The sequence below is a fragment of the Paenibacillus sp. 01T47 genome (assembly GCF_056398245.1).
On the sequence record NZ_JBFTPA010000005.1, the window covers coordinates 369,928 to 383,600 of the forward strand.

Sequence of the window (13,673 nt, forward strand, 5' to 3'; positions counted from 1 at the left end):
CCTTTGAGATACAAACTACGGCCTTAACTACGGCTATTTAACTACAGCGATTCTTTCGGTAATGATGCATTCCCTTGCAGGCGTTTAAACGTTGAAGGCGAAACCCCCTTATACTTCTTGAATTGCTTTGAGAAGTAGCTAAGCTGCTGAAAGCCGTTTTCGAGAGCTGCCTGCAGCATGCTGCACGAGCCGGATTGGATCATCAGCGCGGCGCTGTTGACGCGGAGCATATTAATATATTCGAGTGGTCTCATATCCGTCAGCTCTTTGAATAGCCTGCATAGATGGGACGGCGATATGGAGCCGATGGATGCCAGATCGTCGAGCGTGAGCGAAGATTTGTAGTTTTTGTTGATGTACTCCAGCACTTGAATCATGTTTTTCCATTTGTTCGTGTTTAAAGGATTGGCGCGTTCGTATAGCTGCTTTGGAATCAAATGAGGGTAGAGAACTGCGAGAATCATATAAAGCCGTCCCTTGACACCAAGCTGAAATCCTTCGCGTTCGACGCGGTATTCCGCGAGCAGATCTTCGATTCGGTCGATCAATAGACGATCCTGCACTCGCCGCCGAGTCAACAGGGAAGGGAACAAAAGATCTCCTCGAAGAAGCGGATTCAAACATTGCTCCTGACAGAAATCGGGTTGCAGGGCGGATAGCCACGATAGCTTAAATACGATAGCGGTGTAGGAGCAACCGTATGCGGAGTTGCAATAGCCGCTGTGGAGTTCTGCCGAATTGACGATCAGACAATCGCCAGCCTGCACATGGATCTCCACATGGTTCACGGAGAATACGGCCTGTCCTGCTCGAATATAAATCAACTCGATTTCCTCGTGCCAATGCAACGGAAGAATAGACTGATTGCCCGAAAGATAATCTACGTTATAGACGGCGAACGGAAAGTCAGAGGAGCCGTGCAGAACTTTTTCCAGAAGACGGTATTCCAGCAAAGATATTCACCACCCTATCAATATTGAGTTAATTATAAACAAAATAGAGTTATAAGTTAATTTATAATATCAATTTCGTGGTAATGCTGAGGATTCGAATTCAGTATACGAAGGAAATGAATATTCGCTGTCCTTTTGGACCAGTTAATGATTCGAACTGCATAGGTCATGCTTTAACTTTACAAATGATTAAAGTTGCAGGCGATTTGATATAACAAATCTCAGTTATAGTTAACATACTTTGTCGAAAGGGGATTTGTATTAAATGAGTAGAGTACGAAAAAAAATGTCAAGGTGGATGACGGCAATGTTGGTCTTGCTGGTAGCTGCCACCGGAATTGTAAAGCCTATGCCGGCTCAAGCAGCTCCACCCGCGGCCATTCCGTCGCAAATCACACTGGCTATAGGCGGAGGCGCAGCCGATGGTAAAACGGCTATGGCTTTCAACTGGGTTGCGGATGCGACGGTTAACACATCAGAAATTGTTTACGGTACTTCTCCAGACTTGGCCGGCGGTACAACAAAAAGCGCCGAAGTTGCCACAGTCAATGCTTCAACTGTGACTGGCAGCGTTCCGGACAACAAGCTGGTTAACGTTAAAGAGGTACGTACTTATCGTGTAGTTGTTCAGGATCTGACACCAGAAGCCAAATACTATTACAAAGTAGGAAACACAACCAACGGTTATTCCGCGGTCTCTAGCTTTACTGCGCCTGCAGATCCTACGGCTAGGAAACCGTTTTCTTTTTTGATCACTCCTGATACGCAGGGAACATCCCCAAGCACGTATCAAAACACCGCCGACTTGTACGATTATATCAAGGCGAACCATCCGGATGCCGCATTTCTCGTCCATAATGGCGATGTAGTAGAGGATGCGAGTTTTTCAGACCACTGGCAGTATTTCTTTGATGCCGCTCAAAACCTTTCTAGTACGATGCCGATCATGGCTACCCCTGGTAATCATGACAATTCAATCTATGATAAAGATTCCATTCAGTATACAAACAGATTTAATTATACAACTCTGAAGAGACCAAGCGGTCTGTCTGAGGCTGCTGCTGGAACTGTGTATTCCTTTGAATATGGAGACGCTTTGTTCATCTCTCTTAATTCGTTTGGTCTGAATTCCAGTGATGATGCCGTACAATGGAAATTTCTGGCTGATGAGACGGCAGCGTCGACTAAAAAGTGGAAGGTCGTAAATCTGCACGCTTCGCCTTATGACCCGGGTTCAAGCCACTATGCAGTGGACAATGTAATCGGTAAAAAGTTTACCGATGCCGGCATCGATCTGGTTCTCGCCGGTCACGAGCATGCCTATGCCAGAACCACATTAAAGACAATCTCAACTGTGGCAGGAACAGGAAGCATTCAAAAAGCGAATTTTGGCGAAGCACCGACCTATGTCATAGGTGGATCGGTGTACAACTATGCGTACAGCTTGAATGCTACCAAAGACACTTCATGGAACGACTTCTTCTATGACCTTCGTATCAACAAAACAAGTCCAGGTGGCGGATCCATCTATTCACCAGGTGTATATAGCAGAGCTGAGGTTACAAGCAATGCAATCATTTATAAAACGTATTATAAAGCGACAGGCTCTGACAAGCCTTTCCGAGTCATCGATGAATTCACCATTACCAAATCGGGGAACGAGATCACCCAGCCAACAGGCGGCGGCAAAGTGCCTGCCTCGGTGACATTTATGTTCGACAACTTCAATGAGGATACACGCAAGACGGTGAAAGACAAGTACATTGCCCGCTTTAACTGGGTAACTCCAGTAACAACGAAGTCGACGCAGCTCTTTTATGCGAAAAAATCCGACTTTGACAGCAACGGCGGCAAGTTCACGGATTTTGTTTTGGGAACCAATTTCACAGTTGATTTGAGGAGCAATATTGAGAATTTGAAGTATACAGGCGCAGGGACGCAATACTCAGTCGACCCGGTCCAAAGCCATAAAGCACAAACGGCTGTCCTCGAGCCGGGGACGGAGTATGTGTACAGCGTAGGTGACGGCGTTCAAAATGTGACGAGCGTTACAGCGCCTGCCAGCTTCATGACACCTGCCAGCAACATCGATACTTTTAACTTCAACTGGATTTCCGATGCCCAAGCAAACGATACCAGAGGTTATGCAGCAACGCTCGATAGTTATAATAAAATGAGTAAAAAGGCGCTGACGCAAGCCTTTACAGATTTTCCGGATGCTGCGTTTGTCCTGAGCTCGGGCGACCAGGTCAACTTTGGTTTCGACACATGGGAATGGGATGCATTCTTTGAGGCCAATCAGGATTTGTTCTCGAAAGTGCCGCTTTACATGGCGACGGGCAATCATGAGTTCGATGGAGCGGGCAACAGCTGGGCCAACAACAGCTGGACTCCTGTGGACCCTACGCTGCAGAACTTTTTGGGCCGCCACAATCCGCCTAAAAATGGCGCATCCTTTTACGGTGGCGGCGAAGGCACGGAACGAATGGTTTCGGGTATGACGAAATTACAACTCGAATCCAGCAACTATTATTTTGTACATGGCGACACGCTGTTCTTGGTGATGGATTATCAGGATCAGAGCACCGCCGCGCAGATCAAAGCACAGCAAGACTGGATGAAAGCTGTCGTGAAACAAAATCCGACCAAATGGCGCGTTGGAATGTTTCACAAAACGTTGTTCGGATATCGGATGGCCTCTCCTGTAGCCTCCTGGACGAACGCTTTTGATGAAGCGGGAATTGATGTGGTGCTGATGGGACATGACCATATTTATGCCCGCACCAAGCTTCTCGCAAGCGGCAAAGTCGTTGCAGAGTACGGCGACGGGACAACCTATCTAACGAATTACTCTGCAAATAATGACAACCGTGGATCGTTATACAAAGAAAATCCTGCCATTGCGTACGTCGATATTAGAGAAGTCGGACGGGGATTTGCCAATATTTCGATTTCGCCTGATCAAATTAGAGTGACAAGCAAAGGTTTCGATAAAAACGATGAACTGCAAACCGGGGATGTTGACGTGCTGGTTACCAATAAACCACGTACTTATGATTTGAATGCCTGGAATTATCCAGCGGTTCCGCAGGAAGTCGATGAATTTACGATCACGAATATTGCCGTCAACGGGTTTGCCAAAGAAGGGCAAACATTGAATGCCTCGATTACGCCGGCGAGCGCTACTGCATCCTTCAAATGGGAAATCTCGAAGGACGGTACGTCTTGGACGACTATCGCAGGAGCAACAGCTGCTAATTACGCGATCAAAGCGGCGGACGTAGGTTCATATTTGCGAGCTGTTGCAACGGGAACAGGTTTTTATAACGGAGTTGTTACCAGCATAGCCACAGGCAAGGTCACTCCGCTTGCCAGCAGCGGCTCAGCAAAAATAAAAATCAAAACAGCAAACGATCTGGTTGCACTGTCACAGAAATTTGGCACGCCTGAATATCCATTTGACGGGAATTACGAACTGTCGGCGGATATTGATATGACAGATGTTACGTTTACATCGATCGGCAGAGACACGGTTCCAAAACAATTTATTGGGACATTTAACGGAAAAGGTTATATCATTCGAAATCTCAAGATTTCGTCCACAGACACTAGCACGGGCTTCTTCGCTTATATCGGAACTGGTGGAAGAGTAGTAAATCTAAATTTGGCGAATGTAGACATAACCGGTATGAATAGAACTGGAATTATTGCAGGGGTATCCAGCGGTACGATTGAAAACAGCTATGTGGACGGCAAAGTAACCGGCACCGGTTATACAGGCGGTATAGCAGGGCTGCTCTATGCGGGCACATTGCAAAACACGGTCATGAACGCAGATGTTAGCGGGACCACAGTAGGCGGCTTAATAGGAGGCACCAATTATAACGGTTCTGGTTGGTCGCTTATTCAACAAACAGTTGGAAATGTAATTTTAAATAACGATGTGAGAGGTACGGTTACAAGAATCGGTGCAACTCAATATACCGGTGGTATCGTCGGTGATATGGGCGGCGGTTCGGGCAGCGTGCTTCAGACCCTTAATGGCAATACATTCTCATCTGAAATTATTGGAAATCCTACGAAGCTGCTCGCAGGCTATTGGTCAGGCAGCAGGCCGATCGTTGAATCCAATCAAGTGAACTACTATGACAGCGCAAAGTTAAACACAAGCGGCATACCTTCGGGAACCGTCTCTGCTTTTGTAGCGAAGTCGGCAGCTGATTTTGCACAGCAAGCAAATTACGTGGCTTTGGGATGGGACTTTACGAGCATTTGGAAATGGGATGCCACGAATAACGCACCCGTGCCTCGCGTTCTTGAACTTGGCGGGGGCTCGGATAAAATAACAATCAAAACTTCAAGCGATTTGGTTGCATTGTCGCAGAATTTCGGTACGCCTGAATATCCGTATGATGGGAATTACGAGTTGTCGGCGGATATTGATATGAAGGATGTGGAGTTTGCCGCGATCGGCGGAAAAGACACATCAAAGCCATTTATAGGCACGTTCAACGGAAAAAGATATACGATAAGTAATCTCAAAATTTCAACGACAAACAGCAGTACAGGTTTCTTTGCCTACATCGGCAATGGAGGCAAAGTCGTAAATCTGAAATTGGTGAATGTCGATATTACCGGTGGCAATAGCACAGGTGCCATTGCAGGAACTTCCATGGGCACGATTGAAAACAGCTATGTGAGTGGTAAAGTCACCGGTGGAAGCATTACTGGCGGTATTGTAGGTACGCTCCATGCAGCCACTTTGCTAAATTCCTTCGTATCTGCAGATGTGAGTGGAACAACAGTTGGAGGCTTGATTGGCGGTACAGGTTGGAACAGTGCAGGTTCGCCTATTCCCGTTCGATATGAGACTTCGCCAACCGTCATTCTGAATAACTATGTGGGTGGAACGTTTAATAAGCTTGGCACATATTCCGGTGCAATGGTTGGTGATATGGGCGGTTCTGCTGGAAATCTGCTCCAAACCTTAAATGGCAATGTGGTAGCCAATGCAATTAATGGACCTGCCCCTGGTCCAATCGCAGGGTATTGGTCCAGCAGCAGGCCAATCGTGGACTCCAATAAAGTCAATTACTATGACGGAGCGCGTTTAAGCACTAGTGGGTTGCCTTCAGTGATTATCCCAGCATTTGCTTCAAAGTCGGCTGCTGATTTTGCACAGCAAGCAACCTTCGAAGCCTTGGGATGGGACTTTACGAACGTATGGTATTGGGATGCAACGAACAGCATTCCCGTGCCTCGAGTGTTTAATCTTGGTGAGGAAGAAGAAGGAACAATCTCTGCTCTAACTGTTGCCGGTGGAACGGTTGAAGTAGACGGTGCTGCCGCAGGAAGTTCTGCACAGGTTGAGGAAGGCTCGACGGTTAAAGTAACTGCGGCTGTTCCAAACGGACAACGCTTTGTAAAATGGAGTGCGGCAGGGCTTGCATATGGAAGCAACACAACAAATCCACTGACATTTACGATGCCGGCAAACCCGGTTTCATTGACGGCTGAATTCGAAAATGTACCGATGTCGAACGCGGATTTGAGTGATCTTAGGGTGGACGGTACGACAATAAGTGGATTTAACGCGAATACGCTGAGTTACACGCTGAATGTGCCGAACGTAAAAACCTCCGTGACGGTAGCGGCAACCGGGTCCGAATCGAAGGCAACCGTCGCTGTCGTAGGCGGCAGCGACCTGGTTGTTGGAGACAACACGATAACGGTTACTGTAACGGCGGAAGACGGAGAAACAACAAAGGTCTATACGATAATTGTAAAGCGCGGGACAGCGGGGCTATCTTCCAATGCCGAACTGAGCGATTTGAAAGTGGACGGCACGACAATAAACGGATTTAACGCCAATACGTTGAACTATACGTTGAATGTGCCAAACGTAAAAACTTCCGTGACGGTAGCGGTATATGCATCTGACACGAAGGCAACTGTCGCTGTCGCAGGCGGCAATAACCTGGTTGTTGGAGACAATATTATAACGGTGACCGTTACAGCAGAAGACGGAGAAACAACGAAGGTCTATACGGTTATCGCAAAGCGCGGGGCAGCGGATCTGTCTTCCAATGCCGAACTGAGCGATTTGAAAGTGGACGGCACGACAATAAACGGATTTAACGCCAATACGTTGAACTACAAGTTGAATGTGCCGAACGGTCAAACTTCCGTGACGGTAGCGGCAACTGGGTCCGACTCGAAGGCAACTGTCGCTGTCGCAGGCGGCAACAGCCTGATTGTCGGTGACAACGCCGTAACGGTAACTGTAACGGCAGAAGACGGAGCGACGAAGAAAGTATACACGATTACCGTGCAACGCGCCGCCGCCTCGACAGGCGGAGGAGGAACGACCGCACCTGCAACTGACAGCAAACAAACACTGCCTGCGGGCACAGGGGGGACGGCCCAGTTCGAAAAAAATGCCGTCACCATCGTGGTTCCTGCCGGAGCATCGGAGAAGCAATTGACGATTACGGTGGAGAAGGTGATCCAAACCTCGCAGCTCGTAACGAACAAGGACATTCTACTTAGCCCGGTCTATGAGATTCTGAAAAACTTTACAGAAAAATTCTTGAAACCGATCACGATCACGTTAACGTTCGATTCGGCAACAGTCGGAGCGAATCAGATCGCTTCTCTCTTCTATTACGATGAGGTGAAGAAGGTTTGGGTGGAAATCGGAGGGATGGTGAGCGGTAACCGGATTACGACGGAAGTCGATCACTTCACGAAGTTCGCGGTATTCGCCGTAGCGAAGAAAGAACCTGAAGAAAACACAGGTGCAGGCGCAACGTTCAGCGACGTAACAGGCCACTGGGCGGAAGCAAGCATCAAGAAAGCGGCTGCGAAGGGCATCGTCGACGGTTATGCTGACGGAACATTCAGGCCGAACGGCGAGATAACGCGTGCCCAATTCGCGGTGATGCTGGCCCGTGCTCTGAAGCTGGAAGGCAACGGAGCAGTACTGGCGTTTACCGATAAGGAACGCATCGGCGACTGGGCGAAGCAAGGCATCGCACAGGCCGTGAAAGCTGGCATCGTGAACGGGTATAGCGATGGTAGCTTCAGGCCGAACGCGAAGATCAGCCGCGCCGAGATGGTGACGATGATTGCTAATGCGCAGGGTCTGACCGCAAAAGCCAATGCAGCAACTGCGTTCGAGGATCATGCCGACATTCCGGCATGGGCGAAAGCCGCAGTATCAGCAACGGTTGAGAAAGGTATCGTTCAGGGCATCGGTGCCAATAAATTTGCGCCGAACCAAACGGCAACGAGAGCACAAGCAGCAGTCATCCTGCTTAGAGCGCTCGAGATATCCAGCAATTAAAGCTTTATCCTCTCTTTAAAGCCAGGCCCCCGGTAAATGAGCCGGGGGCCTGAATTTTATAACAGCACCGGACGGTTTCCGAGAGAGACATTCACAAAACTGAGAAAGCAGTTGTCGCAGCGTTGCTTATTACCAGTTAATTACTCAAACTGCATAAGTCATATAACTAAAAAATAAGGAAGGGGCTGTCTCAAAAGTCATAGTTGACTTAGGGACACCTAAGACTGAAGCGAACGCCAATCGGTACACGTTCCCATTACAATTGTGAGCGAATACATTGAGGAACGGCCATGAAATAGGTATTGATTATTTTATTACTTTCGCCAGTATTTAATTTGTTTAGTGCTCGGAATCAAGATGAATATTTACAAGTATTTTGGAGAAGTGCAGTATCCTGGTTTATTTTATAAGGCAGCTGTTTATTTTGAAGGTATAGCTGCAGCTCAATGTTTATGAGCTGAAGGCAGAGAGGATGGAACTGTATTAGAAAGCTATATCAGTGGCTCAGAAGAAGATAAGCCTAGGTAATCTATCGCAATGGTTGGAGAAAAATAGTAAACGGATATAGATTTGTTCCGAATATTGATTATTAGGTTTACTCGCTATTTTTGTATAAACAATATCAAATGGTTTACTTTTTGATTTTTTAGGTGCTATTAAACAAAAAATATTCAATGAGGTCATCAAACATTATTTAATGTTTTTTTTGAATTGTTTTAATTCAGTTAATAAATGGTCTAACTGTTTTTGCGATGTTTCTAACTGTTTTAAATGTTTATTTTGGCTTTGAGAACTCTTGTTACTGGATTTCACTAATGCTTCTAGGGCAAGACCAGCAGCGATTGCTGTTATACTATCTCCTAATGTAGTGATGGATGCTCCAATAAATGCAAGTTTAGCAACCTGAATATCTGTTGTATCAGATGTTCCATTTAATTCGCTTTTATTGTTGTTCATAGTCATTCTCTCCCTGCGTAGATCAAAAGTTAAAGGATTCCTTAATACTCACAACATATGCAATTAATGTGGGAAGAGGTACCTAGTTTGATTTAACTCGATGAATAGTTGATGTACATGGGCTGACTAGATTAGCTTGTTACCCTGGCAATGTAATCACTCAATTTATTGCCTTAAAGAGGTAAGGAGTTACTACTTTGATTCAAGTATCAGCGTAAATACGGAGAAACTTGACAAGGAGCAAGTGGTTAGATACCAAACCATGTAAAAAGAAAAGCCGAAATAGGAATCGGCTTCTGATAAATTAATTAGTCGTGATTCATAAAATACAAAAACCAAACTGCATGATTTTGTTCATCTGCTGCAGCTTGTGTAAACAAATCTTTAATAACAGGATTATCAGTTTTTCTTGCTATCTCATGATAAAAATCAACAGTTTCTTGCTCAGCATTAAATGCTACGGATACTCCTTTTTGAAAATCTGTTTGGCATTCTTCTGTTCTTTCTGGAATTGGTTGTTTTCCAGTTAACCATGTGTATATTTGCGAAAACATGTTAAAATGTCTAATTTCATCATTTCTTATTTCGAGTATTTTATTTTTAATATCAGCGGTTGGAGCTTGATTTGCTAGTTGTTCATAGCAGTAAATGGCAGAATATTCTCCATTTAAAGATTTTGATAATTCTCCAATACCAATAAACATCATATCTTCAGAAGGATTTTGTGTCTGATTTAACGCAAGAAAATGTTTTTCAACTTCATTTAAGTGTTTGCGGTATTCGCCGCCATAGTAGAGATGCAATGGATGGTCCATATATTCATATTTATCAGCAAGCATTTTGAAAGTTGAAGCCAGTTTCAAATGATATTGCCATGCTAATCTATTACTTATTTTATTCAAAAGATTCACTCCTTAAAATTAGGCTCGAACCCATCATATGCAGTTACCTATTAGTGGGAGTGGGCTTTCTCTATAGGAACATCACTGGATATTGAGGAACGTAGGAGAGGAAGTATTTGCAAAGACAGATGAAACAATCCAGTTGGAATGATGGATTCAAACGGCAACGAAAATACTATTTCTTCCCTTCAAACCGGTGATCGGAATTAGAAGATTGTCTAGAAAGTCTGATTGCCTTTTTTGGAGGGTCTTTTCGTGTTATAGGTGGTGAAATGCTATTACTGCGCGGTGAAGACAAGCGCTTTATCTTTGCAACGAATAATCGATTTATCTTCGAAGATTAGAAAATTTTCTCAATTGGCTTCGTACGCATACCCCCACAAACGACATTATAAATCCGAAACTACTTTATTAACGAAAGTGAAGGGAGCGGCTCATGAAACAATCGAAAGCGGTAACGCTTATAAGCCGGATCTACCAAAACCAACATCCGTTATTTGATTCCGAGGAGACAGCTAAAGCAGCAATTGACGATATCGATATTTTCCAAGTCGCTCCCCAAGTTTATTATTTATTGAAGAGCAGCGGCTTATTGGAAGCCGTGCCTTCCGAGCACCGAAGCAGGATTAAATCGGGCGTGGATGCTGTTTTGTTTCAAAACATGCTGATCCGCTCCGAGATGTACAAGCTTCTTGATGCGTTTGAGCGTTCAGGAATTCAAGTGATCGTGCTGAAAGGCATTCGGTTGTCTGAACGTTTTTTTGGACATTTTTCGGGCAGGGGAACATCCGATATCGATCTGCTTGTACGTCCAGAAGATTTGGATAAGGCGGTCGCCCTATTGGAGCGCCATGAGTTTATCCGGTATATAGAAGACGATGCGGATCATTTCCATATGCTGTTGAATAAATTTTATGCGAATGAGGATTTCCCGCTGCTCGGGGTGGAGCTGCATTGGAATATTTTGCGCGAACATGTCTCGGATACGGATATGAGCTGCTTTTGGATGGATGCAGAACCGATTTCTCCCTATCAATTGGTGAAGGAGCTTTCGGCCAAGGACACCTTTTACTACCTATGCCTTCATGGCTATAACCATAATATGTTATCACTGAAGTACGTTATCGATATTTTGCACGTCCTGAGATGCTGTAGCGCAGAAATAGACTATGGCCAGCTCTTTGCACAGGCAAAGAGCGATGGGAACTATGCCAAAGTACTTATTGCGCTGACAATTGTCTATGACTTGTTTCCCGAGCTGCATGAAACCAAGCCGCTAAACGTACGGAGACGCTGGCCGCTTTGGAATATCGAACTGATGCGAAATGCCCAATTCGGGATCAGAAACTGGCGATTTTATGGCTTCCATCTGTTTTCTGCCTTCGTCGCCTACGATTCGGTTAAACAACAGTGGGCGCATCTGCGTTATTTACTGCTGCCGCCAAGAGATTATGCCTTGGACCTATTAAAGTATGCCAATAGATCAGATGTCCCGGATTCGAATGAGCCGATGAGCAAAATCTATGCCAAAATCTATAAGAGAAGACTACAATTTTGGATTCGAACCATTCGTGCCAAACAAAAGAAGAATTAAATCGAATATTCTTGTTTTATATATACAAAAAGCAGGTATTAATACATTTTATCATAGTATTATTTTACTAAATTTCATAAATATCATTGACTATCACTATAATATGACATAAATTCCTTGAAAGGAGGTGAATGAAATGAAAAAATATGAAGCTCCTAAAGTACTTACGCAGCATACTGTCGAATTTGGAACAGCTAGACCAAGCGATAAAGTCGGTGGCTACGAATGGTGCCAAAAACGTAATTTTAAACCTATGTTTTGCAGGCATTATATTGGAGGCTAACTAGAAAGCAATGATAGATTTTATCTGAGAAGCGGAGCTAACGATCGAGTTTGCTCCCTTTTTATTCTCAGGAATAACTTCTGAAGAACGGGCGGTGCATAATGACGTACACACTGCATACACAGGTCGGCAGGAGTTCGATCGATTTTCAAATTCAAACTACCTTTTTATATGATGAATTGACCGCGCGTTTTCGTTCCTTTAAAGCAAGTGGAAATCTTGAAGCGCCTGACATTCAGGTGGAGGTCTACGACTTTTACGGGAAACCTTTCGACGACGGTCCTGTCGAGATTCAAGAGAACGGCGGCGAATATGTCTATATCCGTGCGGACTATAAGCTGGTGACAACACCTGATTACAGCCAGGCAAAAATTTATGTTCACGATGACCTTGCACTCAAGCACGCCTTAATCAATCTCTACAGCGCCTGGCTGATCTATCGGCGCGCAGGGCTGCTCATCCATTCGTCATGCGTGGTGGAGGATGACCGCGCTTGGATGTTCGCCGGGCCATCGGGAGCAGGCAAGTCGACGGTAGCTGATCTTTCCGTTCCCCGTCCTATTCTTTCCGATGAGGCTACGCTCCTATTGTTTGAGCCGGATGGTTCGATTACAATCCACGATTCCCCATTTCGGAGCGAAATGGAAGAAGCATGCGAGCTTCCAAGCAGTCCCTTGGCAGGCATTCATTTTCTGATTCAATCGCAGGATGTAAGGCGGGTAGGTATCCGCAAAGGCGACGCGCTGATTTCTTTGCTGGATAAGGTTTTTTATTGGGAGCATAACAAGCTGGAAACGGCAAAGATGATTGCACTTTGCAAGCAGGCAGCAGAAGGTGTACCGGCTTATGAGCTATATTTTCAGAAAAACGATACCTTTTGGGGAGTGATATCATGACGATAATGGTAAACAAAACACTGCTGAGACGGGAAAATATCGAGACGGCTGAGCTGGATGGCGAGTGGCTGCTGCTGAACATCGACACCCACGCCATCACGAAAGTGAACGAGCTTGGAGGTTATATTTGGTCGATTCTTCCCGAATTTCCAACTGTCGCAGAGCTGGCCGAAAAAGTACATACCGAATACGGCGTTGAGATGGAAGTTGTCCTCGATGACGTTCAGGCGTTTGTTGAAATGCTGATTGAGGCCGGACTGCTAATAAATGCATGATTTGACGCCAATTATGTCAGCAGTAATCCAGCGAACCGGAAAGATCGAGCTGCCCTCTGCGGGTATCAGCATGTATCCCTTGATCAAGGAAGGAAACGTAAGCACTTTCTTGTCCGTGCAACGGGAAAAATTGAAAATTGGCGATATCTGTTTATTTGTTACGGACCAAGGTGCGTTGATCGGACACCGGCTGTACGCCGTAAAGCAGGACGGCTCAAAGGAATTATTTATCTTCAAGGGAGATACATGCTATGAGCCGGATGATCCCGTAACGTTCACAAGCATTCTGGGTCGATGGTCCGGCGTTCGCCGTAACAATCATTTTCAAGCTGCGAATCATTGGAGATCCAGGCTGCTTGCTGTACTGGCTTTGCGTGTACCAAAATGGCACAAAGTGATTCGATGGTGCGCAGTAAGAAACGAGCGTTATATGTAACTGCCGGAGAGTGGCATTGAAAAAGGAGTATT

Annotated in this window: 9 protein-coding genes; 6 read left to right on the forward strand and 3 right to left on the reverse strand. The window is 45.4% G+C overall.

The features are described from left to right. Window positions 1–41 precede the first annotated feature (41 nt). Window positions 42–953, reverse strand: coding sequence for an AraC family transcriptional regulator (locus tag AC1DOV_RS13475; RefSeq protein WP_477550198.1), 912 nt, complete (start codon window positions 951–953; stop codon window positions 42–44). A 265-nt stretch (window positions 954–1,218) separates the two neighbouring features. Between AC1DOV_RS13475 and AC1DOV_RS13480 the strand changes: the two genes are divergently transcribed. Further along, a complete protein-coding gene (locus tag AC1DOV_RS13480) occupies window positions 1,219–8,298 on the forward strand; it encodes an S-layer homology domain-containing protein (RefSeq protein ID WP_477550199.1) in 7,080 nt (2,359 codons plus the stop codon). Window positions 8,299–8,988: 690 nt separating this feature from the next. Here AC1DOV_RS13480 and AC1DOV_RS13485 read toward each other — a convergent pair. Together AC1DOV_RS13485 and AC1DOV_RS13490 are read right to left on the reverse strand one after the other, a co-directional pair. Then, window positions 8,989–9,255, reverse strand: coding sequence for a translation initiation factor 2 (locus tag AC1DOV_RS13485; protein ID WP_441880531.1), 267 nt, complete (start codon window positions 9,253–9,255; stop codon window positions 8,989–8,991). 308 nt (window positions 9,256–9,563) lie between these two features. Then, window positions 9,564–10,157: a ferritin-like domain-containing protein gene (locus AC1DOV_RS13490; RefSeq protein WP_477550200.1), complete on the reverse strand. Its 594-nt coding sequence runs from the start codon at window positions 10,155–10,157 to the stop codon at window positions 9,564–9,566. A 436-nt stretch (window positions 10,158–10,593) separates the two neighbouring features. Here AC1DOV_RS13490 and AC1DOV_RS13495 point away from each other — a divergent pair, with 436 nt between their 5' ends. The 5 genes from AC1DOV_RS13495 (at window position 10,594) to AC1DOV_RS13515 (ending at window position 13,641) form a co-directional block, all read left to right on the forward strand. Then, window positions 10,594–11,751 (forward strand): nucleotidyltransferase domain-containing protein, encoded by a 1,158-nt coding sequence (locus AC1DOV_RS13495; protein ID WP_441880537.1) that lies wholly within the window; start codon window positions 10,594–10,596, stop codon window positions 11,749–11,751. A 136-nt stretch (window positions 11,752–11,887) separates the two neighbouring features. Then, window positions 11,888–12,034, forward strand: a complete 147-nt coding sequence (locus tag AC1DOV_RS13500; RefSeq protein ID WP_157265932.1) for a hypothetical protein — start codon at window positions 11,888–11,890, stop codon at window positions 12,032–12,034. Between the two features lie 101 nt (window positions 12,035–12,135). Continuing rightward, window positions 12,136–12,930 (forward strand): hypothetical protein, encoded by a 795-nt coding sequence (locus AC1DOV_RS13505; protein ID WP_477508860.1) that lies wholly within the window; start codon window positions 12,136–12,138, stop codon window positions 12,928–12,930. Beyond that, on the forward strand, window positions 12,927–13,205 hold the full coding sequence (locus tag AC1DOV_RS13510) for a PqqD family protein (RefSeq protein ID WP_477508859.1): 279 nt from the start codon (window positions 12,927–12,929) through the stop codon (window positions 13,203–13,205). Before AC1DOV_RS13505 ends, AC1DOV_RS13510 begins: the two co-directional genes overlap by 4 nt. A gap of 13 nt (window positions 13,206–13,218) precedes the next feature. Further along, window positions 13,219–13,641, forward strand: coding sequence for a S24/S26 family peptidase (locus AC1DOV_RS13515; protein WP_477550201.1), 423 nt, complete (start codon window positions 13,219–13,221; stop codon window positions 13,639–13,641). The last annotated feature ends 32 nt before the right edge of the window (window positions 13,642–13,673 follow it).

Bases quoted from the DNA above. Each gene is read 5' to 3' on its own strand.
- AC1DOV_RS13480 (WP_477550199.1), top strand. From the start codon at position 1,219: ATGAGTAGAGTACGAAAAAAAATGTCAAGGTGGATGACGGCAATGTTG.
- AC1DOV_RS13485 (WP_441880531.1), bottom strand. From the start codon at position 9,255: ATGAACAACAATAAAAGCGAATTAAATGGAACATCTGATACAACAGAT.
- AC1DOV_RS13495 (WP_441880537.1), top strand. From the start codon at position 10,594: ATGAAACAATCGAAAGCGGTAACGCTTATAAGCCGGATCTACCAAAAC.
- AC1DOV_RS13500 (WP_157265932.1), top strand. From the start codon at position 11,888: ATGAAAAAATATGAAGCTCCTAAAGTACTTACGCAGCATACTGTCGAA.
- AC1DOV_RS13505 (WP_477508860.1), top strand. From the start codon at position 12,136: ATGACGTACACACTGCATACACAGGTCGGCAGGAGTTCGATCGATTTT.
- AC1DOV_RS13510 (WP_477508859.1), top strand. From the start codon at position 12,927: ATGACGATAATGGTAAACAAAACACTGCTGAGACGGGAAAATATCGAG.
- AC1DOV_RS13515 (WP_477550201.1), top strand. From the start codon at position 13,219: ATGTCAGCAGTAATCCAGCGAACCGGAAAGATCGAGCTGCCCTCTGCG.